Genomic DNA, 23,841 nt, shown 5'->3' on the forward strand with positions numbered 1-23,841 from the left:
CCATGTCGCTGCGCGGTGGAATCGGATTGCCTGAGCTGCCCATCAAGGATGGGCACGAGTTTCGGCTTGGCATTATGGGCGGCACCTTTGACCCGATTCATTACGGGCACTTGGTGACTGCCGAGCAGGCTCGCGAGTCGCTCGACTTGGACGCTGTGCTTTTTATGCCGGCCGGCTCTCCTGCCTTTAAGCTCGACAAACCGGTGACGCCTGCCGAGGACCGTTATGCCATGACGGTCCTCGCGACTGCCGCGAACCCGGCCTTTTTGGCAAGCCGCTTCGAGATCGATCGTGCCGGTGTCACCTATACAGCCGATACGCTGCGTGCCCTTCGCGAGTTTTACCCTCCACAGGTGAAGCTTTACTTTATCACGGGTGCCGATGCGATTATCGATATTGTGACCTGGCACAATGCTGATGAGATTGCCGAACTGGCAACCTTTATCGCTGCGACACGCCCCGGCTTTGACATCGATACGGCCCGGTCGAGGATTAAGGAATCGGGGCTGCCCTTCGATGTGCGCTATATTCAGATTCCGGCGCTGGCGATTAGCTCGACCAACATCCGCAAGCGGGTTGCCCGCGGCATGAGCGTGCGCTATCTTACGAGCGAGTCCGTGCTCGGCTATATCCGTAAACGCGGCCTGTATGCCGATCTTGGGCAAGACGATTTTGATTGACGGGGGGAAACGTTGTCGGTAGAAGATCAGTTTGAGGGCGACGAGCGCGCGCTCTTGACGCGTATCCACGAGTTGCTCGATGTGCGCATGAAGGATAAGCGTAAGCGCTACGTGCATTCGCTCGGGGTTGCCGAGACGGCGCTGCACCTAGCCGAGGTATACGATGTCGACCGCTTTGATGCCGCTGCCGCCGGCCTGATCCATGACTGGGACAAAGTACTCTCCGACGACGAGCTGGTCACGCGCGCTCTGCATTATGGCATTAAGATTGCCGGCTCTCCGTCTGCCGCGACGCCGCTTTTGCATGGCCCGGTTGCCGCCTATGAGCTTCCGCAGCTTTTTCCCGAGCTGTCGCCGGCGGTCTTTCAGGCTGTCGACCGTCACACCGTGGGCGCTTGCGACATGACGCCACTCGATATGGTGGTCTTTGTGGCCGATGCCATCGAACCCAACCGCCACGGCGATTATGCCCATGCGCTGCGCAAGATGGTGGGGAAGTCCTCGCTCGACGAGTTGTTCTTCTCCTGTTTTGCGCAGGGTCTGGTCTATGTGATCCAGTCCGGGCGCTATCTTTATCCCACGGCTATTACGATTTACAACCATTACGCCCAGCTGCGCTAGCTCGGGTGCGTCTAGAAAGAGGTATTCCATGGCCGATGAGACCATGACCGACGAGCAGATTCTTGAAAGTGTGGAGCACAAGAGTTTCGTGGCCACGTCCGACCGCACCGCCGCGACGCTCTCCGCCAGCGGTGTCGCCGCCGAGGATGTCGCCCGCGCTGCCGCGCAGGCCGCCTACGACAAGAAAGGCGAGGACGTTCAGGTGCTCGACCTGACTGAGCTTTCCGATGTTTGCGACTACTTTGTCCTTGCTACCGGCACCAACAACCGCCAGGTTGATTCCATCGTCGACGAGATTGAGGAGAAGGTCGCCGAGGCTTGCGGCGAGCACCCGTTTTCCATTGAGGGCCGCGAGCAGAAGACCTGGATGCTTATGGACTACGGTTCGGTTGTCGTCCACGTCTTCACTCCCGAGGCACGTGAGTTCTACCGCCTCGAAAAGCTCTGGGGCGATGCTCCCCAGCTCTCCCTGGACCTCCTCTAGTAGCTCATTTGGGACGGGGCTTTTTTAGCTACCCTCAAGTGTTTCGCCGGGCAGTCGCGTTTTTCCGCGGCCGCCCGGCTTTCTTTTTGCCCAAAAGTAGCTAATTTGGGACGGGGCTTTTTTAGCTACTACCTACCGTTCGCCGAACATCGCGATTTATAGCTCCCAGTACGTTTTTTTCTACTCTGGCTCGGGTAACGTAATTGTCATCTGTAGAGGAGGGGATGCGTATGACTCGGACTGCGCGAGAAATCTCTGTATATGGTTTTTACCATGTCGTCCAAAAGGGATGTGCCGACCAACTCATATTTGAGGATGACGAAGATCGGCTCTATCTGATTCGGCTGATTGCTTCGAAATGCCAGAAGTTTAAAGTGGATGTCATCGCGTGGTGCCTTATGGATAACCATATTCATCTTCTGCTTGACGACGAGCATGTTCATCTGAGCGATTGCATGCATTCGATTACGACGGCGTATGCCATGTATTTCAACTCAAAGACAGGCAGGAAGGGGCCTGTTTTCCAGGATCGATTTAAGAGTGTGCCGATCCTCGATGATGATCAGCTGCTCAACTGCGTGAGATACATTCACGACAATCCCGCGAAGGCGAGGATTGGGACCGCTTCGCTGTATCGATGGAGCAGCTTTCGCGAGTATATGGGATATCCGGGTATCTGCAAAACGGATTGCGTTCTTGGGTTGCTCGGTGACTCTCAGAGATTTTTTGCCTTCAGCACCTCGGGTGAGCCCAATCGCTATTGCTTCCGTGACGGCGCTCATGTGAGCGACACAGATGCGTTGGAGTTTGCGCAGGCTCTTCTTAAGCCGTACGAGCCTCATCACCTTAAGGCTTTGCCAAAGGGGGCGCGCGATGCCTGCATTCGTACTTTGAAGAGCGAGGGCTTTTCGATTAAACAGATCGTCCGTCTTACGGGTATTGGACACTGCACCATACAAAAGGTCAAAGTCAAAAAATAGCTCATTTTGGACGAGGTCTGTGTTGCGACCGCGTCAGGTATGGGTTGGGTAGCTAATTTGGGACGGGGCTATTTTAGCTAACCCTACAAATCGGTTGAGTTTTATTCCGGCCCCGGGTGATTCGCTGCCAGCTGAAGGGTAGCTAAAAAAGCCCCGTCCCAAATTAGCTGCCCCGTACTACCCTGACAATCTAAAGTAGCTAAAAAAGCCCCGTCCCAAATTGACTACTTAGTGGGAGGAGAAGCGTGATTGGCGGCCGAAGGATAGGGCGGTGTCGCCGAACTTGTCTCGGACCGCGTCGATGGCGACGGAGAGGTCACGGCGGTCGCTGGATTGGGCTCCGCGGTCGTCGACTTCGCAAAACAGGTCGGTCTGTATGCCGCCTTGATGATTGAAGTCACTCATGCCTATGCCGGCAAGGCGTACATGCATTCCTTCCTGCCAGATGTTGTCGAGCAACTCGATCGCTACCGCCACAAAGATGTTCTCGTCGTCGGTGGGATGGGGGAGTCGTCGCTGTGCCGAGCGACCGCTGCCGTACGAGTACTTAAGTTTGAGCGTCACCGTGGTGCCGGTAAGCCCCTGGCGGCGCAGGCGACGTCCGACGGATTCGCCCAATAGTGCAATCGCCGCTTCGATGTCCCCGCGCTCGGTCAAATCTTTCGCAAAGGTGCGCTCATTGCTTACCGACTTGACCTCACGCTCTTCATCGAGGCTCGTGACTTCGGAAACCTCGAGCCCCAACGCACGCTGGCGCATGCGCTCGCCGTTAACGCCAAAAATCGCAGACAGTGTGGATTCCGGTGCGCGCGACAGCTCGCCCAGCGTGTAAATCCGCATGCGGCGCAGCCGCTCCTCGGCCGAGCGCCCGATACCGCTCATGGCAGAAACAGGTAACGGTGCCAGAAAACGCTGCTCAGTTCCCGGGCGTACGACCGTAAGCCCAAACGGCTTGTCTCGCTCGCTTGCAATCTTGGCTACCGTTTTGTTGCAACCGACGCCGATGGAGCAGGTCACCCCCAGTGCCGCCACGCGATCGCTGATGCGTCGTACGACGAGCAGTGGGTCCTCGGGCGCAAAGCGGCCCGGCGTGATGTCGATAAAGGCCTCGTCGATGGACACGCGCTCTACGCGCGGTGTCTCGTCGGCAAGAATATTCATGACCTGTGCGCTGACCTCGTGGTAGCGATCGAAATGCCCGTGTGTCCAAATGGCCTGCGGACATAGGCGGCGCGCCTCGACCGAGGGCATGGCGGAGTGCACGCCAAAGCGGCGTGCCTCGTATGAGCAGGTGGAGACGACGCCGCGCGATTCGGCGTCTCCACCCACGATAAGCGGCTTGCCGCGCCACTCGGGATGATCGAGCATCTCCACGCTCGCAAAAAACGCATCGAGATCCATCAGACCCACCGCCGGACCCGTCCAGGGCGGCGGCGTGACGCCCGCAGTATCCTCATAACCGTATGTATGTTCGCATCTTTTCATGGCATGAGTATACCGCGCAGCTCATGTGGGGTGCGTGGATGTGCTTGCAAATCGCGAATTCTTGTCTAAGATATGGATTTGCCTTCGACTACACCGAAGAAGTTGGTCTCACGGACTTCACCTGCCCGCGTCGATGGCGTATTATGTTCAACTGTTTGTTTGTAGTTGCAGCCTAAAGCTGCTTGGTTGGAGGAGTTTCCTTTGGCAGTCAAGATTCGCCTTGCTCGTCACGGCGCTAAGAAGCGTCCGTACTACCGTGTCGTCGTCGCCGATTCCCGCGCCCCGCGTGACGGTCGTATCATCGAGGAGGTTGGCCGCTACAACCCGATGACCACCCCCAAGACCATCAACCTCGATCTCGAGAAGATTGCTGACTGGCAGTCCAAGGGCGCTCAGCTCACCGACGCTGTCGCTGCCCTGGTCAAGGCCGCCAACGAGGGCGAGAAGACCGAGACCGTCGTCAAGAAGTCCAAGAAGCAGCTCGCCAAAGAGGCCGAGGCCGCTAAGGCTGCCGCTGAGGCCGCTGAGGCCGCTGAGGGCGCCGAGGAGTAAATCGTGCCTGAGGTTGACGCTGCACAGCTCGAGGGTGAGGCAATGCTCTCAGATCGCATCGCCGATCTCGTCGAATATCTCGTTGTTCAGATCGTCGACGACCCGGATTCCGTGAGCCTGGAAGTTATCGATGGTGACGATGCCTCAACTATTGAGGTTTCGGTTGCCGAGGATGACGTCGCTAAGGTCATTGGCCGTCGCGGCCGTACCATCAAGGCCATTCGCACGCTCGCCCGTGCACTGGCCGCTCGCCTCGACACTTCCGTCGAGGTAGAGGTTCTGGGCTAGGACCTTGAGGTCCCAGTACAAAAACATCGCCCGTGTGGTTAAGCCGCATGGAAGGAAGGGGGAGGTCCTCGCGCAGCCGCTGCGGGGGCTTCCTTCTGTATTGGAGCCGGGTATGCGTGTCGCCCTGACGCCACCGGCGCTCAAGCGTGACCGCTTTTGCACGGTTACATCCGTTACCGATACGGGCGATGGCGATTTGGTTTCGTTTGAGGGCATTGACGACTTGACGGCCGCCGAGGGCATCACGGGTTGTTTCGTTCTGGCGAACCGTGATGACTTTGAGCTCGATTCACTCGATGCCGCCTATACCGACCTTATGGGTCGTGAGGTGGTTGACGAGCGCTTTGGGTCGCTCGGAACGATCGTTGAGATTATGTCGACGCTTGCTAACGACGTTTGGGTTGTCGAGGGTGATCGGTATGGCGAGGTGCTGATTCCCGTGATCGAGCAGGTTGTGCTCGATCTTCCCGATCGGGGAGCAATATCCGTCCACGTTATGGACGGCTTGATCGATATGGACAAGTAGGGAGGACAACATGCTGATCGAGACCCTTTCGGTCTTTCCCGAGATGTTTGAGCCCGTCATGTCCACATCGATTTTGGGCCGTGCCCGCAAGGCCGGCCTTTTTGATTTTAAGGCGTATAACCTGCGCGACTGGACGCACGACCGCCACCGTACCGTCGATGACGAGCCGTACGGCGGCGGTCAGGGCATGCTCATGAAGGTCGAGCCCATCGCTGAGGCCATCGAGGCCATAAGCTCTGAGGGCCCCAAGCCCACCGTGGTGTTCTTTACGCCCTGCGGTGAGCCTTTTACGCAGCATGTAGCCGAGCGCCTGCTCCAAAGCGAGCGCCTGCTGTTTGTGTGCAGCCGTTACGAGGGTGTCGACGAGCGCGCATATGCGTATGCCGATGAGCGCCTGTCGATCGGCGACTATGTGCTCACGGGCGGCGAGCTGCCTGCTATGGTTGTTGCTGACGCCGTCGTGCGTCTGATTCCCGGCGCGCTTGGTGACGAGATGAGCAACGTTGACGAATCATTCTCGACCGCCGAGGACGGTGGGCTGCTCGAGTACGCGCAGTACACCCGCCCTGCCGAGTTTAACGGCGAGGGCGTGCCTCCCGTGCTTGTAAGTGGTGACCACGCCAAGGTTGACGCTTGGCGCCGCAAGAACGCCATCGAGCGCACCTGTCGCTGGCGTCCCGATCTGATCGAGACGGCGCGCCTTACGCCCCAGGAGCGTGCGTACGCGCAGGAGATTTTGGACGCTTCGTATTCGCAGAGCGAGGAGTGAGAATGGTTCCGTCGCAGCATTCCATGCTAAAGGGCGCGTTTGAGTGGGTCGTGGTTGTCGCGATCGCGCTCGTGGCCACCTTCTTGATTCGCACCTTTGTGGTCGAGCCCTTTGTGGTGCCCACCGGTTCCATGGAGTCCACGATTGAGATTGGCGACCAGATCCTGGCGCAAAAGGTGACGCTTGAGCTCGGTCAGCCGGTCAGCCAAGGCGATATCGTGGTGTTCCACAACCCCGATGGCACCTCTGAGCACGATGTGCTCGTTAAGCGCGTTATCGCCACAGCCGGCCAGACGGTCAACCTGCAGGACGGCAAGGTGGTCGTTGACGGCCAAGCGCTCGACGAGGACTATACGACGGGCATGAGCTGGCCACTGTCGGTCCAGGCGCCTGGTGCTCAGGTGAGCTATCCCTACACCGTCCCTGACGGGTGCGTGTGGGTGATGGGCGACAACCGCGAGAACTCAGCCGACTCACGCTACTTTGGCCCGGTCGACCGTTCGGACCTGATCGCCGTGGCGCTCGTGCGTTACTGGCCGCTCAACCGTCTGGGCGCTATCGACTAAAAACCGCTATAGTACAGTACCTAACCGTGTAATCGTTTCGACGAGGGGATATTAGAGGCATGAACGCTTCATCGCTTTCCTTCCAAGACATCATCCTGCGCCTCCAGCAGTACTGGGGCGAGCAGGGCTGCGTCATTATGCAGCCCTATGACTCCGAGGTCGGTGCCGGTACCTTCCATACCGCGACCACGCTGCGCTCGCTCGGTCCTGCCGAGTGGCGCACCTGCTATGCGCAGCCCTGCCGCCGTCCCGCCGACGGCCGCTACGGCGAGAACCCCAACCGCATGCAGCACTACTATCAGTTCCAGGTGCTCATTAAGCCTTCCCCGGTTAATGCTCAGGAGCTTTACCTGGGGTCTCTTGCCGCCATTGGCCTGGACCCTAACGACCATGACGTTCGTTTTGTCGAGGACGACTGGGAGAGCCCGACGCTCGGTGCCTGGGGCCTTGGCTGGGAGGTCTGGCTCAACGGCATGGAGGTCACGCAGTTTACGTACTTCCAGCAGGTGGGCGGCATCGAGGTCGACCCCGTGCCCGTCGAGATCACCTATGGCCTGGAGCGCATCGCAATGTACGCTCAGGGTGTCAACTCCGTCTATGACCTGGTGTGGAGCTATTTGCCCGACGGCACGCCCATGACCTACGGTGACGTGTTCCTGGAGAACGAGCGCGAGTTTAGCGCCTACAATTTTGAGGTCGCTAACGTCGAGATGATGCGTCAGAAGTTTGACGACTACGAGGCCGAGTGCCACTCCTGTCTGGAGCGCAAGCTGCCGCTGCCCGCATACGACTGCGTCATGAAGTGCAGCCATGCCTTCAACCTGCTCGATGCCCGTGGTGCGCTGTCCGCAGTCGAGCGCGCCAACTACATCCTGCGCGTCCGCGCCGTCGCCAAGGCGTGCTGCGAGGCCTATATGGCCGAGGTCGCCGGAGTTAACGAGAATGCCGACCAGGAAGGCGAGGTGGCGTAAGCCATGGCAGACGCTAAGGATTTCCTGTTTGAGATCGGTACGGAGGAAATGCCCTCCGCACCGCTGAACAATGCCGTCAAGCAGCTTGGCGATATGATCGCAAAGGGCCTCGACGAGGCCGGCCTGGCCCATGGCGAGGTCCGCGTGATCTCGAGTCCGCGTCGTCTGGCTGCGCTCGTGACCAACGTCGCCACCGCGACCGATGAGGTCCACGAGGTCAAGCGCGGACCTGCGGCAAACATTGCCTTCGATGCCGACGGCAACGCCACCAAGGCCGCCCAGGGCTTCGCCCGCAAGTGCGGTGTGGCTGCCGAGGACCTGATCCGTCGTGAGGACACCGACGGTCGCGAGTACGTATTCGCCGAGAAGAACATTCCCTCCGCGCCGGCTACCCCTATTCTGACGGCCCTGTGCGAGAAGACGATCGCAGGCCTGCAGTGGCCTAACTACCGCAGCCAGCGCTGGGGCCACGAGCACGCTACGTTTGTGCGTCCGGTCCGTTGGATCTGCTGCCTTCTGGGCGAGGACGTTGTGCCCGTGACGTTTGCCGATGTGACGAGCGGCAATACCACGCGCGGACATCGCGTGCTGGGCGCCGGTGACCATGTTGTCGCCAGTCCCGCCGTCTACGAGCAGGTGCTCGAGGACGCCGGCGTGCTCTCTGCCGAGCGTCGTCGTGTGGCCATCCTTGCCGGTATTGCCGAGGTCGAGGCTGCGCGCCCTGGCTGCCATGTCGACACGCCCAAGAAGGTCTTCGAGGAGGTCGTTAACCTCTGCGAGTGGCCGACGGTGCTCGTCGGTACCTTCGACGAGGAGTTCCTCAAGGTCCCGCACGAGATCATCTGCGAGTCCATGCTCACCAACCAGCGCTACTTCCCGATCTATGACGGCGAGGGTAAGCTCACGCGTGAGTTCGTGGTCGTCTCCAACAGCAAGCCCGAGAATGCCGAGCGTGTGATCGACGGCAACGAGCGCGTCGTGCGCGCCCGTCTGGACGATGCCAAGTTCTTCTACGAGGAGGACCTGAAGATCTCCCTCGACGAGTTCCGTGAGCGTCTGGCCAAGGTTGCCTTCCAGGAGAAGCTCGGCAGCGTGCTCGCCAAGTCCGAGCGCATTGAGCAGCTCGCGCTCGCTATTGCCCGCGAGGCCCATCTGGGCGCCCACCTCGCTGCCGATGCCGCTCGTGCCGCGCACCTGTGCAAGGCCGACCTGGTTTCCAACGCCGTCGTCGAGTTTACGAGCCAGCAGGGCGTGATGGGTGGCTATTACGCAACTGCGATGGGGGAGAACGACGAGGTCGCCCACGCCATTCGCGATCACTATCGTCCCCGCTTTGCCGGCGATGAGCTGCCCGAGGGCACCGCCGGCTGCATCGTGGCCTGTGCCGACAAGCTCGATACCATTGCCGGTATCTTTGCCATCGGTGAGCCCCCGACCGGCTCTTCCGATCCGTACGCGCTGCGTCGCGCCGCTATCGGCATTATCAACATCCTGCGCGATCGTCTGCCGATCGACCCCACGACGCTCATCGACTTTGCCCTTGAGCTCTATAGCGAGCAGGGCATCGAGTTCGACGTCGCCGAGGTCGCCCAGCAGGTCCGTGACTTCTTCCACGGCCGTCTGGTGAGCATGGCCCGCGACGAGAAGATTCCGGCGGATACCGTCGCCGCCGTCTCCGCAGTGCACATCATCGCTCCGTCCGTCTTCTTCGCCCGCTGCGCCGCGCTCGACGAGGCTCGTAAGAACGATGCCGAGACCTTCGACAACCTGGCTACTGCCTATGCCCGCGCCGCGCACATCTCCAAGCCCGAGCTGGGTATGGAGTACGATCGCAGCCTGATGGGTGAGGCCGAGCTCGCGCTTGCCGATGCCTCCGAGGCTGCTCAGACCGCTGTCGATGGCGCCCTTGCTGCCGAGGATTACCCGGCCGCATTTGCCGCCCTTGCCGCCCTGCGTGCCCCCATCGACCGCTTCTTCGACGAGGTTATGGTCATGGACAAGGACGAGCAGCTCCGCGATAATCGCCTTAAGCTGCTCAACCGCTTCGAGGCCGTTTTCTCTGGCATCGCCAACATCGGTGAGCTTGCCCGCAAAAAGTAAGCCAGCCTGCGCATAAGCGTAAAAGGAGCCCCGCATGGATTGCCCGGTCACCGCTCGTCCCACCGTTATCGTTATCTCCGACTCGCTCGGTGATACCGCTTGTGAGGTGGTGCTTGCGGCGTCCGGGCAATTTGATGAAGGGGCTTTTCGTCTCTTGCGCTTGCCCAAAGTGAACTCGGTGGAGCAGGTCAAGTCGTTTGTGGGCCCGCGCGTCGATGCGGACCATCGTGATATCGCCGTGTTCCACACTATCGTCGATCCGGCGCTTCGCGCCCGCGTGCTCGATTACCTGGGTATGCTGCATATTCGCTCTGTCGACCTGATCGGTCCGACCCTTGCCGTGCTCTCGTCGCTCATCGGTGTGCCGCCCAAGGGCGTTGCGGGCGTCATTCACAAAACGGATGACCGCTATTTCCACCGCATTGAGGCTATGGAGTATTTCGTTGAGCACGATGACGGGCGCGGTTGCGACGACCTTTCGGGGGCCGATATCGTGCTGCTGGGCGTGTCGCGTACGTCCAAAACGCCGCTGTCGATGTATTTGGCCTATCAGGGTTACAAGGTCGCAAACGTTCCGCTGGCGCACGGCATGGAGCCGCCGAAGTCGATTTACGAGGTCGACCCGATGCGCCTGTTCGGCCTGATTTCGACCGTTGACGTTATTTCTGAGATTCGCGACAGCCGCTTGGGCGATGACTACGCCCGCGCCGTCGCTGGTTCCTATGCCGAGCCCGAGAGTGTGCGCAGCGAGCTTGAGGAAGCCCGTGCCCTCATGAAGCGCCTAGGCTGCTTTGTGGTGCGTACCGACGGTAAGGCGATTGAGGAGAGTGCATCCGAGATCATCGGTCATTTGGAGGAAATCCAAGAAGCTCGAGCCCGTCGTGCCGCTCGCCGCGCTCAACAAAAGTAGCTAATTTGGGACGGGGCTTTTTTAGCTACCCCGGCTGAGGCCGCGAGCTTTTTGGCCGATTGCCGACGGGGTAGCTAAAAAAGCCCCGTCCCAAATTAGCTATTTATGGTAAAGCGATTTAGCAAAGTTCTTTCAGGTAACCTGCAAGTCTCCTACACTGGTATCTTCATAAGGTAACCACCTTTATCTACCGTTTACCGTCAGTTTTACCACGTTTACCAAACCTCGCACCCTCTACGCAAGCACTTCCAATACCCGCCGTATAGTACCCTCACGGCTCGCATTCGGCGGGTCGATTCGTTACCACGGTCGTGCGCGACAGCGCATGGAAGGGGAGTATCGTGAGCGATTGCAAGAGGGTTTACCGTTTTGGAACCGACGCCCAGGGCACCTGTGTCACTGAGGGCGACAAGTCCATGAACTTCGTGCTTGGCGGCAAGGGTGCAAATCTTGCCGAGATGAGCCGCATCGGCCTGCCGGTTCCCGGTGGCTTTACCATTACCTGCCAAACCTGTGTCGAGTACTCCGGTGCCGGCAACGTGTGGCCCGAAGGCGCACTCGATGAGATCGTTGCCGCCGAGGCCGATCTCGAGGCCCGCTGCGGCAAGAAGCTTGGTGACGCATCCGACCCGCTGCTCGTGTCGGTTCGCTCGGGTGCTCCGTTCTCCATGCCCGGCATGATGGACACGGTCCTCAACTTGGGCCTTAACGACGACTCCGTTCTGGGCCTCATTACCCAGACGCAAAACCCGCGTTTTGCCTGGGATAGCTACCGCCGCTTTATCCAGATGTTCTCCAACGTCGTTATGGGTGTCGATGCCGACTTGTTTGAGAACGCCCTGACCCAGGCTCGCTTGGTCGCCGGCGTTCGCGTCGATTCCGAGCTTTCGGCCGAGGACCTGCAAGAGCTCGTCGAGACCTTCAAGGGCATCTTCTCCGAGAACGTCGAGGCTGCCCTGTATCCCGAGCTCGAGGTAGTCGACGGCAAGCCCGTCTTCCCGCACGATCCGGAGCTCCAGCTGCGCCTTGCCATCCAGGCCGTCTTTGGCAGCTGGATGAACGAGCGCGCCTGCATCTACCGCAAACAGCATGGCATTTCCGACGAGCTCGGTACCGCCGTCAACGTCCAGGCCATGGCTTTTGGCAACAAAGGCGAGACCTCTGCGACCGGCGTCGCCTTTACGCGCAATCCGGCCGATGGCACCAAGGAGTTCTACGGTGACTTTTTGGTTAACGCCCAGGGTGAGGACGTCGTCGCCGGCATCCGCAACACTGAGCCCATCGCCGACCTCAAGACCACCCCGGGCCTCGAGTCTGCTGGTGAGGAGCTCGAGCGCGTTTTCCTGACGCTCGAGGATCATTACCGCGATATGTGCGATATCGAATTCACCATCGAGCAGGGTAAACTTTGGATGCTTCAGACCCGCGTGGGCAAGCGCACCGCAACCGCCGCGCTGCGCATCGCTATCGAGATGGTCGAGGAGGGTCTCATCACCCGCGAGGAGGCCGTGAGTCGCATCGATCCGGCGCAGCTCGACCAGCTTCTGCATCCGCAGTTCGACTCCTCCAAGAAGTACGAGGCCCTGGCCTGCGGCCTTAACGCCAGCCCCGGCGCCGCCGTAGGCGAGGTCGTGTTCTCGAGCGACGATGCCGTCGCGCGCGCCAACGAGGGCCACAAGGTCATTCTGGTTCGCTGGGAGACCAACCCCGACGACTTGAAGGGCATGGTCGCTGCCGAGGGCATCCTTACCAGCCACGGCGGCAAGACGAGCCATGCTGCCGTTATCGCCCGCGGTATGGGTACGCCCTGTGTCTGCGGCGTTGAGCGCTTCCATATTGACGCCGCCGAGAAGGTCGTGCGCATCGAGGGCAGCGACCGTGTGCTGCACGAGGGCGACATCATCTCCATCGACGGCACCCAGGGCATTGTCGTCGACGGCGCCGTCGATCTGGTCTCCGCCGAGCTCACCGGCGACCTGGACACCATTCTGTCCTGGGCAGACGAGATTCGCCTGGACGAGACCGACGGTCACGCCAACCACGTGCGCGTCAACGCCGACAACCCCGAGGATGCCGCGCTCGCACTCGAGTTTGGCGCCGAGGCCATCGGCCTGTGCCGCACCGAGCACATGTTCCTGGGCGACCGCAAGAACATTATCCAGAGCTTTATCCTGTCCGACGACGAGGCCGTGAAGCAGCAGGCCCTTGCCGACCTGCTCAAGGTTCAGACCGAGGACTTTTTGGCAATGTTTAAGACTATGTCCGGTCGCGATGTGGTCGTTCGCCTGCTCGATCCGCCGCTGCATGAGTTCCTGGATAATCCTCGCGAGCTCGAGGTCGCCATCACCAAGAAGGAAGCCGCCGGCGCCAGCGAGGAAGAGCTTGCCACCCTGCGTGCCCGCCTGCGTCGAATCGACGGCATGGTTGAGTCCAACCCGATGCTCGGCTTGCGCGGTGTGCGCCTGTCCGTTGTCTTTGGCGATCTGCCGCTCATGCAGGTTCGCGCCGTCGCCACGGCTGCTGCCCGCCTTATCAAGGAGGGCGTCGACCCGCGCCCCGAGATCATGGTCCCGCTCGTTTCCATCACAGCCGAGCATGTCCAGACCCGCGAGGTCATCGAGCGCGTGATCGCCGAGGTATCCGCCGAGGAGGGCGTCGAGCTCAATATTCCCGTGGGCACGATGCTCGAGCTGCCGCGCGCCTGCATGGTCGCCGACGAGATCGCCCACCATGCCGACTTCTTCTGCTTTGGCACCAACGACCTCACCCAGACAACCTTCGGCTTCTCGCGCGACGACGCCGAGGCCAAGTTCATCCCGCTGTACATGCACAAGAAGATCCTGAAGGATAATCCCTTCGAGACCATCGACGCGGCGGTGCTCGAGCTGGTGCGTATGGCCGTCGAGAAGGGTCGCGCCGCCAACCCCGATATGCACTTTGGCGTGTGCGGCGAGCACGGTGGCGACCCCAAGTCCATCAAGGGCCTGTTCAACGTGGCCGATGTGGACTACGTGTCCTGCTCGCCCTATCGCGTACCCCTCGCACGACTGGCTGCCGCTCAGGCCAAGCTCGAGGCCAAGCGTTCCGCTTAACTGAGTCGCGTTCCATTTGCGCCTCTTACGCCCCCCTTCGCGCCGCCGCGCCCCCTGTGGACGTGGCGGCGTTTTATATTGATTCTATTGGTTCAATACATTGGCAACTGACGGGAGGACTGCGATGAAAAACCTCACCAGGTATTTGCAACGAGCGCGTCGGGGAGCACAGATGATCCTGTGCTGGGTGGTCGTTGCGGTCACGGCGCTTTGCGGGATGCCGACGGCCGGTTTTGCCCTTCAGGATGAATCGCGCGACGAGCTCTATGGTGACGTGGTCAACCCGCTCACCATTACGGTCAACGATCGCGACTGCACGTTTGTAGATATCGATGACGGCAAGCTCGAGGGCCGTACCTCGATGTACGACAACGTCTCGTTCTATACGGCCGCCGTCAAAAAGGTGTTGCCCAACTGGGCATCGCTTGCCTATAACATCCTTGGCTATGGTGGAGGCGACGACTCCGGGGACTTTTTGTACTGGGACCACGCCGGCAAGGGCTTTGAGAAGGACTTCGGTAAGGGTCACTACATCTATCTGTATGATGCGCTTTCGGGCGGCAACGGTGAGCATTCCGACGGCGCCGACAAATCGAAACAGAGTGGTCTGACATCGGCAAAAAGCCTCAAAGCTGTCTACGATCGCTTGACCGACGATATCGCCGGCTGTATCGGTCACAAGCTGGAGGGCTCCGATTTCCGTGAAAACGTGCCGCTCGACGGACTGTCGAAAGACACGACTGAGCAGGACGTCATCTATGCCACCATTGCTTGTGTCGACAAGCTCGGCGGCACCTATCAGTATGATTTCAATGGCTTTGGCATCGCGTTCTATAACTTTAGAGTTCAGCAGCTCAACAGCATGAACAAGCTTAACTGTGCGCCCGAGGACGCGCCGGGCTATTCCTTTGTCGATTCTAAAACTGAGCAGGAGCTCGTTACCTCGGCTCTTAACGTCGGCTATGAGGACGCCTCTCAGAGCATCACGCTCGCCCGCGGTACCGAGGAGACGGTCGGCACGAGCACTTCTGAATCCGCATCGTATTCCAAAGGCGGCTCGTGGGGCGCATCGGTGAGCCTCAAGGAGTCGCTGGGCGTGCCCGGAACAGCGAGCGAGGAGATCGAGACCTCGTTTTCGGCCGAAGCCACGATGTCCCAGTTATGGGAGGCGAGCAAGACCGAGGAACAGTCGATCACCACAACGGACAATCAGTCGGTCACCGTCGATATGACGATCCCTGCGCACACGCAGGTCAATAGCAAGCAGACGAGTTCTACCACGACGCTTTCCGAGGACTATGACCAGCCGGTGGGCGTGACGTTCGACGTGATTATCTTTAACATGAACGGCGAGTGCTACGACGACAACGCCGCCGTGCAGGAGTTCCATACCGCCGGTTATGACCAGCGCTCGTTCTACACCACCTTTGGCGATCAGTCGACCGACGCCGTGCAGAACCTGTTCCTGCGCTCAATCGCCCATCGTGGCGACGACGGCTACGATACCACCGCCGGAAACGTTACGAGCTGGTCGCATCGCACCAACAACCACATGGTGCGCGCCATCGATTGGAATTCTGTCCTGGCCGATCGCGAGGTGCCATCGCGCAACGGCGGCGCCCCGCGCACGTGCAATGTGCTCAACGACATGGCCGCCACCTACCCCATGTCCATTACGGGTTCCAATCTGTCGTTTGAGTCGGTGACGGTCGATACGCAGTTGGGCACGCCGCAGCCCATTAAGCCCATCTCCAAGATTCTCGTATCGCTGCAGACCGATAAGACCCGAAGGCTTACGGTGGGAGACGAAGACCCCATCTCTTCCTATCGCGTGCGTGCAAGGGACGAGGACGATGTTGACTACTACGGCTTTGTGAAGTCGTCGGGCGACTGGCGCGTGGTCGATAAAAACGGCAAGAAATGCAAGTCCGACGTCATCGAGATCCAGACCGACCCTGTCACCCACGAGCAAGTCGTGGTGGGTAAAAAGGCCGGCACCGCCTACGTAAAGTACTTTATCCCCGAGGACACCTATGTGGACGTGAACGGGCATGTTTCGACCAATGACGAGATCGACGCCGCGGCCTACAAATATAAGGTAAGCGACGTGGCGCCCGAGTCGTTTAACGGCAGCATCAAACTCGAGGGCTCGGCACAGACCGTCGTCGGCGTCGAGGAGAATCTCAACGGCATCGACGGCCTAACGGCTACGGTCTATGACACGACGGGCAAGGAAGTCGATAGGGTCTGCAGCTGGGAGGCCCAGGAGCTCGAGAGCAAGGGCATTTTGGTCGCGACGGACGGCACGATGACCATCTCGCAACCGGGCACCTTCCATGTTCGCGCCTTTATTGACGGCGTGTATTCCGATTGGGCCGAGGTCATCGCCGCACCCGCACCGGTCGACCCGATGACGACCGTGGTCGAGACACCGGTGAGCGTTACGTCCGTTTCTTCGGGGGATTCTTCGGCAACGACGGATAGCGCGGCTCCTGCCCAGGGAGAGCAGGCGGCTTCCGATGCGAACGCGGCCGAGCCTGCTCCGGCGAGCGACGATGCCACTGCAGTGACTGACGACACCGCGCCCGCTGCCGCAAAAGATGCCTCGCCGATTCCTACGGGCCTCGTTACCGTTTTGACCGATATCTGCCGCTACGGTATCGATCACGGCCTCATCGGCACATCAAACAAGGAAGAGATGACCAAGCAGGACTTCGACATCTTAGGCATCCTGTATCTGATGGCAGACAGCCAGGATCTGGTGCCCCAAGACGCCGAGGATGCGATGAATGAATGGGCTCATGACAACTATAATGACGAAGAGCTTGCCACCTGGAAGCAGCATGCGCTTTCGGTGCTGCTCGAATACGGTTATATCGCGCCCGGAACGACCGTGACGACGCCGACGACTGATGCTGCGGACGGCGCATAAGTGCAGAAAGAGTGCGTGTTTTTGTCTTTTTGCTTACGGGCAAAATAGTTCTTGCAGCCAAGGTCGTGGCGTGTATACTCGAATACGTTTGTTCAACTACGTGCCGGCCAAGGTGGTACGGCACCTCTAGAAGAGTAAGGAATTGCACATGGATTACATCCGCGCAATCGAGCGTCAGCAGATCCGCGAGGACATCCCGCAGGTCCGCGTCGCCGACAACGTCAAGGTTCACTACCGCATTAAGGAAGGCGACCGCGAGCGCATCCAGGTTTTCCAGGGTGACGTCATCCGCATGGCCGGCGCCGGTGCCCGTGAGACCTTCACCGTCCGCAAGATTTCCTTCGGTGTCGGTGTTGAGCGTACCTTCCCGCTTCACAGCCCCAAGATCGCCAAGCTCGAGGTCGTCCGTCATGGTCGCGTCCGTCGCGCCAAGCTGTACTACCTCCGCGACAAGGTGGGCAAGGCTGCTCGCATCCCCGAGAAGCGCTAAGAAGATCGCAGCGTCTGTCCACTCGTTTGGACACAAGGGTCACCTTCGGGTGGCCCTTCTTTTTATCTGATTTCCATGCAAGGAGGGCCTGGTATGGCCAATATGACGAGCTCGATTTCGGCATCGCAGGTTGCCGGCGAGCTGGCGAGTGCCACGTTCGAGGAGATTCCCGCCCTCGTGGAGCACTATCGCGAGGATCCGCGCCAGCAGGTGATCAAGGCTTGCGAACGCGCACTTAAGCGCCATGCCAAGGAACTTTCCGAGCGCGAGCGCGTCAACGGCATGTACGAGCTTATGCATGAGCTCGGCGGCGATGGCGTGGTCGTTGGTGTTGACGAGGTGGGGCGCGGCTCTGTCGCCGGCCCGTTGACGGTCTGCGCTGTCTGCCTTCCCATGGAGCCGCGCGTTTGGGGCATTAACGATTCCAAAAAGCTCACGCCTGCCCGTCGTGAGCTGCTCTCGGTGCAGATTGCCGAGGTGGCTACGGCCATTGGTTTTTGCCATATCGCGCCTGCGGATATCGATGAAATGGGCATGGCCCGCGCCATCCGCGCTGCCGTCGCGGGCGCGGTGGCCGATACGGGGCTCGAGCCCGATTGCGTGCTTATGGACGGCAACCCCTTGGGCGCCGTCCCTAACGAGCGCGATGTGGTCAAGGGAGATGCCAAAATCGCCTGCATCGCCGCTGCTTCCATTATGGCCAAGGTCACGCGTGACGAGATGATGGTCGAGTACGATGCCGAGTATCCCGAATATCATCTTGCTGAGTCAAAGGGCTATGCGAGCCCCGAGCACATTGAGGCTATTCGTAAACATGGCCTTTCTCCGTTGCATCGTGTGAGCTTCTGCGGAAATTTTTTGCAGACGGAGCGTCTTTTTTAAGGCAAATATGGAGACAGGGACTTCTGGGATTTTATAAACCAGCTGGTGGGGACCGCATGCAACGCAATTGTTGCATGCGGTCCCTTTTTTGTTTGTTTTTGGTTGGACTTTGGTTTTCTTTTGGTACTTACCCGCAAGAAAGGCGGCCCCATGATCGGGTCAATATCGTGCGCGGGAAAGGAGACCCCATGTGCGCCGCAAGTGCAAAGAGCAAGACGCAACAGCTCAAAGAGCTTTGGGAGAGCGGGGAGATTGATTGCGCGTCGATTACGCCTGGGTTCATTAAGGGCCTCAGTCCTCGAGAACTGGGAATGCTGGGCGAGCTTATTGCTATCGATTACTTTCGTGAGCGCGGTTATGCCCTCTTGGAACAGGGCTACCGGTGTCCCGAGGGCGAGGCCGATCTGGTACTGCTTGATGAACTTGATGATGTCGTGGTGATGGCTGAGATCAAGACAAGGCGCGTCGCCCTAGATTGCAACACGCGGGTCTTTCCCGAGGAGGCGGTGGACGCCCAAAAGCAGCGTCGCTACCGCCGTATCGCGAGTTGTTACCTTATGGATCACTATCCCCTTAAGGCGATTCGCTTCGACGCGGTGGGCGTTACTATCCGCGGCGGTCATATTGCGGAGATTGAGCATCAATACAACGCATTCGATTGGCAGGTATCGTGATGGCGTTTGACACCTTTGCCGTCCACGCTGCATGCATTCGTGGCGTCGAGGCGATTCCCGTCACGGTCGAGGTCTCGCTTGCCGGCGGTATTCCGGGTATCCAAATGCTTGGCATTCCAAGTATGGAGGTGATGGAGTCGCGTGGCCGCATACGCTGCGCAATGCGCTCGGCAGGATTTGAGATTCCACGGGCGGGCATTACCGTCAACTTGGCTCCGGGCGACATCCGTAAAACGGGCAGTGGTTTTGACCTGCCGATTGCCATCGCGGTACTGGCGGCCGATGGGCAGATTCCCCGCGACCATCTAGACCATTGCCTTATTGCCGGTGAGCTCGGGCTGGATGGTAGCGTGCTGCCCGTAAAAGGCGAGGTTGCGTTTCAGTTGTTGGCGCGTGATATGGGCCTGTCCTTTATTGCGGGAAGGTCGGATCAACATGTGCCGCTTGCCGGTGTGGACTGTGGCTTTATCGACCATCTGTCTCAGCTCGCCCGCGGTATGGGCGAGGCGGCTCGGCATTATCTGGATTCCGAGGGTGTCGAGGCGTCGTTTGAGCCAGAACTTGATTATGCCGATGTGCTGGGGCAGGAGGTTGCCAAGCGCGGCATTGCGCTCGCGGCGGCGGGGGAGCTCGGCCTGCTTATGATTGGCTCGCCGGGTTCGGGCAAGACCATGCTCGCACGCCGCATGACGGGTATCTTGCCCGAGCTTTCTCTCGAGGATCAGCAAGAGGCGCTGTGCATCCATTCGGTCTTGGGCGAGAACATCGATGGTTTGCTGGCGGGACACCGGCCGTTCCGTAGCCCCCACCACAGCATTTCGACTGCGGGCCTTATTGGCGGCGGACGGCCGGTGCACCCGGGCGAGATTAGCCTGGCGCACGGCGGCGTGCTCTTTTTAGACGAGCTTGCCGAGTTTCCCAACAGCGTGCTGCAGACACTCCGTCAGCCCATAGAGCGCGGCTACGTCAAGATCGTACGCGTCGATGGGGCTTTCACGTTTCCTTCGCGGTTCCAGCTGCTTGCCGCGAGCAATCCCTGTCCCTGCGGCTTTTTGGGCGATCGCGAGGTACCGTGCCGCTGCTCGGCTTCGATGGTTGAGCGCTATCGGTCTAAGCTACGTGGTCCCTTGGCCGATCGTATTGACCTTATGATTGACGTGACCCGACCCGACCCGCAGGTAATTATCGAGGGCGCCGAGGGTATGTCGTCAGCTGAACTGCGTGACTATGTTGTGCGGGGTCGGGCATTTCGCGCCTGGCGCGAGTCCCGTATGGACGATGCAGATGCCGAGGCCGAGGATGATGAGTCACGGTCCATCGACGGCGTCGTTTCGACCTTTGCGCTCGATGGGGCAGCGGAAAAGTGCGTGCTCGGCCTGTCGAGGCGCACACATCTCACAGGGCGCGGCATCGTGCGCTTGGTGCGTATCGCGCGCACGATTGCCGATGTTGCCGAAAGTGAGCGGGTAACCCAAGACCACGTGCTCGAGGCGGCGATGTACCAGGGGAGGAGGGACCAGTAATGCCCGAGGAGACTTTTGAGCTGCATCCCGGTGATGCGTTGTATCCAGCTACCGTTTTGGAGCTCTCCGATGTACCCCAGACGCTTTATGTGCGTGGCGACCCCGCCGCACTGTCGACGCCCGCGCTCTCCATCATCGGCGCTCGCAAGGCCTCGCCGTACGGCCTTTCCGTGGCAGAGCTGGCCGCGAAAGTTGCGGTCGAGGCGGGCGTGACGGTGGTCTCGGGCGGTGCGGTCGGCTGCGACCAGGCCTCGGGTTGGGCCGCGGTCAACGCTGGTGGCAGGCACGTCGTGGTGTTGGGTACGGGCGCCGACGTGGTTTACCCGCGCTCGAGTGCAGGGCTCATCGCGCGCACGATCGATACGGGCGGCGCGGTCGTGTCCATCTCGCCTTGGGGTATGGGGCCACGCAAATTTGCCTTTCCGCGGCGTAACCGGGTGATTGCCGCGCTTTCGCAGGCGCTGTTCGTGTCGGAGGCCGGCATGCCCTCGGGCACGTTCTCGACAGCGGAGGCCGCCATGGACCTGGGGCGCGAACTGCTCGCGGTACCGGGCTCCATTTTGTCACCAGAGTCGCGTGGGACCAACTACCTCATCGCCAACGGGGCCTGCTGCATTGTTGACGAGGAGTCTATTGAGATGGCCATCTCGCGAATATACGGCACCCTGCGCTATTCGCGTCCCGATGCGCCCGGTATCGCCGATCTGGACCCCACGCAGCAGGCCGTGATGCACGCGCTCATTGCCTCGCCGCTCAAGGTCGATGACATTGCCGCGCTCGTCTCCCTCGATGCCGTCGGCGTGCTCAAACTCCTGGGCTCACTCGAGCTCGAGGGACTCATCGAGCGCATGATGGATGGAAGGTATGCGCCCTCAAAGTTTGCGCTTCACGCTCAGACGCCCTTCGGTCACAATGGAAAGCGTGTCAATTAGAAAGGTGTTTGCAGATGCTGTTTGATCAAGTGACGGTTATCGGTGGCGGTCTGGCGGGATCGGAATGCGCGATTCAGCTGGCAGATCGCGGGTTTGCCGTAAAGCTGTGCGAGATGCGGCCGCTGGTGACCTCTCCTGCCCACCATACCGATCACTTGGCGGAGCTTGTCTGCTCCAATTCGTTTAAGTCGACCCGACCCGATTCCGCCGCCGGCCTGTTGAAGGCCGAACTCGAGCGTATGGGTTCGGTGCTGCTCGACTGCGCTCATCGCGCTGCCGTTCCCGCTGGTGGCGCCTTGGCGGTCGACCGTGTTAAATTCTCCGAGCTCGTCGAGGCCGAGGTTGCCGCCCGTCCCAATATCGAGGTCGTTCACGGCGAGGTCACCCAGATTCCCGAGGGCCATGTGGTTATCGCCGCGGGTCCCTTGTGCTCGCCGGCGTTGAGCGGGGAGGTCATGAAGCTCGTCGGTGGTGATTCCCTGGCGTTTTTTGACGCCGCGGCCCCGATTGTCGATGCCTCGACGCTCGATATGGATGTGCTGTTCTCGCAGTCGCGCTACGAGGAGCAGGGGAGTGGCGACTATCTCAATGCCCCGCTCAACAAGGAGGAGTACGAGGCCTTTATCGAGGCGCTTACCACGGCCGATCGTGTGGTGCTCAAGGACTTTGAGGGCGGGGACCTCTTCCAGGCCTGTCAGCCAGCCGAGGAGGTTGCGCGCACGGGCAAGGATGCCATCCGCTTTGGCGCTATGAAGCCCGTCGGGCTCACCGACCCGCGCACCGGTCGCCGTCCCTGGGCGGCGATTCAGCTGCGCGCCGAGAACAAGGAGAAGACCGCCTATAACCTGGTTGGTTTTCAGACTAACCTGACCTTCGGCGAGCAGAAGCGCGTTTTTCATATGGTTCCCGGTCTGGAGAATGCCGAGTTTTTCCGCTATGGCGTCATGCATCGCAATACCTTTGTCGATGCTCCCCATGTGCTCGATGGGACCTTCGCCGTGCCCGGCACGGGCGTGCGCCTTGCCGGACAGATTACCGGTACGGAGGGTTACATGGAAGCGGTCGCGACGGGTCTCCTCGCTGCGCTCAATACCTATGCCGAGGCTATCGAGGTTGCTCCTGTCGAGCTGCCGCGCGTGGGCGCTCTCGGCGCGCTCGTGGGCTATGCGACCGATCCTGCTACGGTCGGATATCAGCCCATGCATGTTAATTTTGGCCTGGTGCCTCCCCTCGAGGACGGTAAACGCCGCAGCAAACGTGAGCGCTATCAGGCCTATGCGGATCGCGCCCTTAAGGCCTTGGATTCCTATCTGGAATCGCGCTCCGACTTGTTTGGAGGCGACCGGTCATAGCCTTTGACCTGTACGGTGCCGTCGACTCGTTCATAGCCTATATTGCACGCGTCGAGGGGCTTTCTTCTAACACTGTTATCGCTTACGGCTCTCGTCTGGAGCGTTTTGCCGCTTGGTGCGAGCGTGGGGATATCGATGCACGCACGGCGGACGTACGTACCGTTCGTATGTATCTGGCAGAGCTGTCGCGCGAGCAGGTGGCGCCCAGGACGATTGCGGCGCACCTGTCTGCCATTCGTTCGTTCTATCGATGGATGGCTGCCGAAGGTCTTATCGATGGAGACGCTGTGTCTGCGATTGCCTCGCCCAAGCTTCCACGCGATTTGCCCGGAGTGCTGACCACCCAGCAGGTTAAGGCACTGCTTGCATCGCCAGACGTTTCAACGCCTGCGGGACTGCGCGATGCGGCGATGCTCGAATTGCTCTATGCATCTGGGGCTCGCATCTCCGAGCTTGCGGCACTCAATGTTGAGTCCATTGCTTGGTCCGAGCGAACGCTGCGGCTTTGGGGTAAGGGGAGCAAGGAGCGTATCGTGCCCCTGTATCGGCGTGCTCTCGATGTGACCCGCCGCTATATTGAGGAAGGAAGACCGGAGCTTCTTGCTCAGGCAAAGCGTGGCGACGGTACGAACGGTGTGCATCCGCTGTTTATCTCGGCACGCGGCAACCGTATGAGCGCCGCCATGCTTAGGCGACGGTTTCATATGTTGGCGACGCTTGCGGGTATCCCTTCCGATATCGCCCCGCATGCGATGCGCCATACTTTTGCGACCGATTTGCTCGAGGGCGGAGCGGACTTGCGCTCTGTCCAGGAGTTGCTAGGGCATGCAAGCTTGTCCACCACGCAGATTTATACGCATCTCACGCCCGATCGGCTCAAACGCGCCGTTACCCAAGCCCTTCCGCGCGGCGAGTAAGGCAGGAGAGGGGTTCTATCCAATCGATCGCGCTTCCGTGTGTGTGGTTTTGATTTCGGGTTGGCAGAAAGATGTAATCCTGCTATCATTCATCGGGTTGCTTCACGGCAACAGG

General features: G+C 60.0%; 22 protein-coding genes. 21 read left to right on the top strand and 1 reads right to left on the bottom strand.

Annotated elements, in window-relative coordinates; translation table 11 throughout:
* Positions 1-2 precede the first annotated feature (2 nt).
* The 4 genes from nadD to FYJ40_RS04450 all read left to right on the top strand — a co-directional run bounded on the left by nadD (position 3) and on the right by FYJ40_RS04450 (position 2,765).
* Positions 3-680, top strand: a complete 678-nt coding sequence (gene nadD / locus FYJ40_RS04435) for a nicotinate-nucleotide adenylyltransferase (protein ID WP_154516208.1) — start codon at positions 3-5, stop codon at positions 678-680.
* Between the two features lie 87 nt (positions 681-767).
* Positions 768-1,301, top strand: a complete 534-nt coding sequence (gene yqeK / locus FYJ40_RS04440) for a bis(5'-nucleosyl)-tetraphosphatase (symmetrical) YqeK (protein ID WP_195838562.1) — start codon at positions 768-770, stop codon at positions 1,299-1,301.
* Positions 1,302-1,329: 28 nt separating this feature from the next.
* The gene (gene rsfS / locus FYJ40_RS04445; RefSeq protein ID WP_154516214.1) at positions 1,330-1,785 is read left to right on the top strand and encodes a ribosome silencing factor; all 456 of its coding nucleotides are present in this window, start codon (positions 1,330-1,332) and stop codon (positions 1,783-1,785) included.
* A 230-nt stretch (positions 1,786-2,015) separates the two neighbouring features.
* Positions 2,016-2,765, top strand: a complete 750-nt coding sequence (locus FYJ40_RS04450) for a transposase (protein ID WP_195838550.1) — start codon at positions 2,016-2,018, stop codon at positions 2,763-2,765.
* A 228-nt stretch (positions 2,766-2,993) separates the two neighbouring features.
* Here the strand turns inward: FYJ40_RS04450 and dinB are convergent, their stop codons facing one another.
* Positions 2,994-4,250: a DNA polymerase IV gene (gene dinB, locus FYJ40_RS04455; protein WP_154516220.1), complete on the bottom strand. Its 1,257-nt coding sequence runs from the start codon at positions 4,248-4,250 to the stop codon at positions 2,994-2,996.
* A gap of 201 nt (positions 4,251-4,451) precedes the next feature.
* Between dinB and rpsP the strand changes: the two genes are divergently transcribed.
* The 17 genes from rpsP to FYJ40_RS04540 all read left to right on the top strand — a co-directional run bounded on the left by rpsP (position 4,452) and on the right by FYJ40_RS04540 (position 23,726).
* Positions 4,452-4,802 (top strand): 30S ribosomal protein S16, encoded by a 351-nt coding sequence (gene rpsP, locus FYJ40_RS04460; RefSeq protein WP_154516223.1) that lies wholly within the window; start codon positions 4,452-4,454, stop codon positions 4,800-4,802.
* A 42-nt stretch (positions 4,803-4,844) separates the two neighbouring features.
* Positions 4,845-5,090 (top strand): KH domain-containing protein, encoded by a 246-nt coding sequence (locus FYJ40_RS04465; protein WP_154516529.1) that lies wholly within the window; start codon positions 4,845-4,847, stop codon positions 5,088-5,090.
* A gap of 34 nt (positions 5,091-5,124) precedes the next feature.
* A complete protein-coding gene (gene rimM / locus FYJ40_RS04470; protein ID WP_370450591.1) occupies positions 5,125-5,616 on the top strand; it encodes a ribosome maturation factor RimM in 492 nt (163 codons plus the stop codon).
* A gap of 10 nt (positions 5,617-5,626) precedes the next feature.
* Positions 5,627-6,385, top strand: a complete 759-nt coding sequence (trmD, locus tag FYJ40_RS04475; RefSeq protein WP_154516229.1) for a tRNA (guanosine(37)-N1)-methyltransferase TrmD — start codon at positions 5,627-5,629, stop codon at positions 6,383-6,385.
* Between the two features lie 2 nt (positions 6,386-6,387).
* Positions 6,388-6,951, top strand: a complete 564-nt coding sequence (lepB, locus tag FYJ40_RS04480; protein ID WP_154516232.1) for a signal peptidase I — start codon at positions 6,388-6,390, stop codon at positions 6,949-6,951.
* A 59-nt stretch (positions 6,952-7,010) separates the two neighbouring features.
* Positions 7,011-7,922 (top strand): glycine--tRNA ligase subunit alpha, encoded by a 912-nt coding sequence (locus FYJ40_RS04485; RefSeq protein WP_006236091.1) that lies wholly within the window; start codon positions 7,011-7,013, stop codon positions 7,920-7,922.
* Positions 7,923-7,925: 3 nt separating this feature from the next.
* Positions 7,926-10,022 (top strand): glycine--tRNA ligase subunit beta, encoded by a 2,097-nt coding sequence (gene glyS / locus FYJ40_RS04490; RefSeq protein WP_154516235.1) that lies wholly within the window; start codon positions 7,926-7,928, stop codon positions 10,020-10,022.
* 34 nt (positions 10,023-10,056) lie between these two features.
* A complete protein-coding gene (locus FYJ40_RS04495; protein ID WP_154516238.1) occupies positions 10,057-10,932 on the top strand; it encodes a pyruvate, water dikinase regulatory protein in 876 nt (291 codons plus the stop codon).
* A 341-nt stretch (positions 10,933-11,273) separates the two neighbouring features.
* Complete coding sequence (gene ppdK, locus FYJ40_RS04500; RefSeq protein WP_370450592.1) at positions 11,274-14,024, top strand: pyruvate, phosphate dikinase; 2,751 nt, start codon at positions 11,274-11,276, stop codon at positions 14,022-14,024.
* A 172-nt stretch (positions 14,025-14,196) separates the two neighbouring features.
* Positions 14,197-16,956 carry a hypothetical protein gene (locus FYJ40_RS04505; RefSeq protein ID WP_154516241.1) on the top strand — a complete coding sequence of 920 codons (2,760 nt, stop codon included), beginning with the start codon at positions 14,197-14,199 and terminating at the stop codon, positions 16,954-16,956.
* A 148-nt stretch (positions 16,957-17,104) separates the two neighbouring features.
* Entirely contained in the window at positions 17,105-17,446 is a 342-nt protein-coding gene (rplS, locus tag FYJ40_RS04510; protein WP_117583231.1) for a 50S ribosomal protein L19, read from the top strand.
* 93 nt (positions 17,447-17,539) lie between these two features.
* Positions 17,540-18,328 carry a ribonuclease HII gene (locus tag FYJ40_RS04515; protein ID WP_154516244.1) on the top strand — a complete coding sequence of 263 codons (789 nt, stop codon included), beginning with the start codon at positions 17,540-17,542 and terminating at the stop codon, positions 18,326-18,328.
* Positions 18,329-18,516: 188 nt separating this feature from the next.
* A complete protein-coding gene (locus FYJ40_RS04520; protein ID WP_154516246.1) occupies positions 18,517-19,002 on the top strand; it encodes a YraN family protein in 486 nt (161 codons plus the stop codon).
* The gene (locus FYJ40_RS04525) at positions 19,002-20,525 is read left to right on the top strand and encodes a YifB family Mg chelatase-like AAA ATPase (RefSeq protein WP_154516248.1); all 1,524 of its coding nucleotides are present in this window, start codon (positions 19,002-19,004) and stop codon (positions 20,523-20,525) included. Before FYJ40_RS04520 ends, FYJ40_RS04525 begins: the two co-directional genes overlap by 1 nt.
* Entirely contained in the window at positions 20,525-21,457 is a 933-nt protein-coding gene (locus FYJ40_RS04530; RefSeq protein ID WP_154516250.1) for a DNA-processing protein DprA, read from the top strand. The genes FYJ40_RS04525 and FYJ40_RS04530 overlap by 1 nt, the downstream gene beginning before the upstream one ends.
* Positions 21,458-21,471: 14 nt before the next feature.
* Positions 21,472-22,809, top strand: a complete 1,338-nt coding sequence (trmFO, locus tag FYJ40_RS04535) for a methylenetetrahydrofolate--tRNA-(uracil(54)-C(5))-methyltransferase (FADH(2)-oxidizing) TrmFO (RefSeq protein WP_154516252.1) — start codon at positions 21,472-21,474, stop codon at positions 22,807-22,809.
* 8 nt (positions 22,810-22,817) lie between these two features.
* On the top strand, positions 22,818-23,726 hold the full coding sequence (locus FYJ40_RS04540; protein WP_154516254.1) for a tyrosine recombinase: 909 nt from the start codon (positions 22,818-22,820) through the stop codon (positions 23,724-23,726).
* Positions 23,727-23,841: the final 115 nt, after the last annotated feature.

This window comes from Collinsella sp. WCA1-178-WT-3 (M1), assembly GCF_009696325.1.
In the GTDB taxonomy this organism is placed as follows: Bacteria; Actinomycetota; Coriobacteriia; order Coriobacteriales; family Coriobacteriaceae; genus Collinsella.

Bases quoted from the DNA above. Each gene is read 5' to 3' on its own strand.
- nadD (WP_154516208.1), top strand. From the start codon at position 3: ATGTCGCTGCGCGGTGGAATCGGATTGCCTGAGCTGCCCATCAAGGAT.
- yqeK (WP_195838562.1), top strand. From the start codon at position 768: ATGAAGGATAAGCGTAAGCGCTACGTGCATTCGCTCGGGGTTGCCGAG.
- rsfS (WP_154516214.1), top strand. From the start codon at position 1,330: ATGGCCGATGAGACCATGACCGACGAGCAGATTCTTGAAAGTGTGGAG.
- FYJ40_RS04450 (WP_195838550.1), top strand. From the start codon at position 2,016: ATGACTCGGACTGCGCGAGAAATCTCTGTATATGGTTTTTACCATGTC.
- dinB (WP_154516220.1), bottom strand. From the start codon at position 4,250: ATGAAAAGATGCGAACATACATACGGTTATGAGGATACTGCGGGCGTC.
- FYJ40_RS04465 (WP_154516529.1), top strand. From the start codon at position 4,845: ATGCTCTCAGATCGCATCGCCGATCTCGTCGAATATCTCGTTGTTCAG.
- trmD (WP_154516229.1), top strand. From the start codon at position 5,627: ATGCTGATCGAGACCCTTTCGGTCTTTCCCGAGATGTTTGAGCCCGTC.
- lepB (WP_154516232.1), top strand. From the start codon at position 6,388: ATGGTTCCGTCGCAGCATTCCATGCTAAAGGGCGCGTTTGAGTGGGTC.
- FYJ40_RS04485 (WP_006236091.1), top strand. From the start codon at position 7,011: ATGAACGCTTCATCGCTTTCCTTCCAAGACATCATCCTGCGCCTCCAG.
- glyS (WP_154516235.1), top strand. From the start codon at position 7,926: ATGGCAGACGCTAAGGATTTCCTGTTTGAGATCGGTACGGAGGAAATG.
- FYJ40_RS04495 (WP_154516238.1), top strand. From the start codon at position 10,057: ATGGATTGCCCGGTCACCGCTCGTCCCACCGTTATCGTTATCTCCGAC.
- FYJ40_RS04505 (WP_154516241.1), top strand. From the start codon at position 14,197: ATGATCCTGTGCTGGGTGGTCGTTGCGGTCACGGCGCTTTGCGGGATG.
- rplS (WP_117583231.1), top strand. From the start codon at position 17,105: ATGGATTACATCCGCGCAATCGAGCGTCAGCAGATCCGCGAGGACATC.
- FYJ40_RS04515 (WP_154516244.1), top strand. From the start codon at position 17,540: ATGGCCAATATGACGAGCTCGATTTCGGCATCGCAGGTTGCCGGCGAG.
- FYJ40_RS04520 (WP_154516246.1), top strand. From the start codon at position 18,517: ATGTGCGCCGCAAGTGCAAAGAGCAAGACGCAACAGCTCAAAGAGCTT.
- FYJ40_RS04525 (WP_154516248.1), top strand. From the start codon at position 19,002: ATGGCGTTTGACACCTTTGCCGTCCACGCTGCATGCATTCGTGGCGTC.
- FYJ40_RS04530 (WP_154516250.1), top strand. From the start codon at position 20,525: ATGCCCGAGGAGACTTTTGAGCTGCATCCCGGTGATGCGTTGTATCCA.
- trmFO (WP_154516252.1), top strand. From the start codon at position 21,472: ATGCTGTTTGATCAAGTGACGGTTATCGGTGGCGGTCTGGCGGGATCG.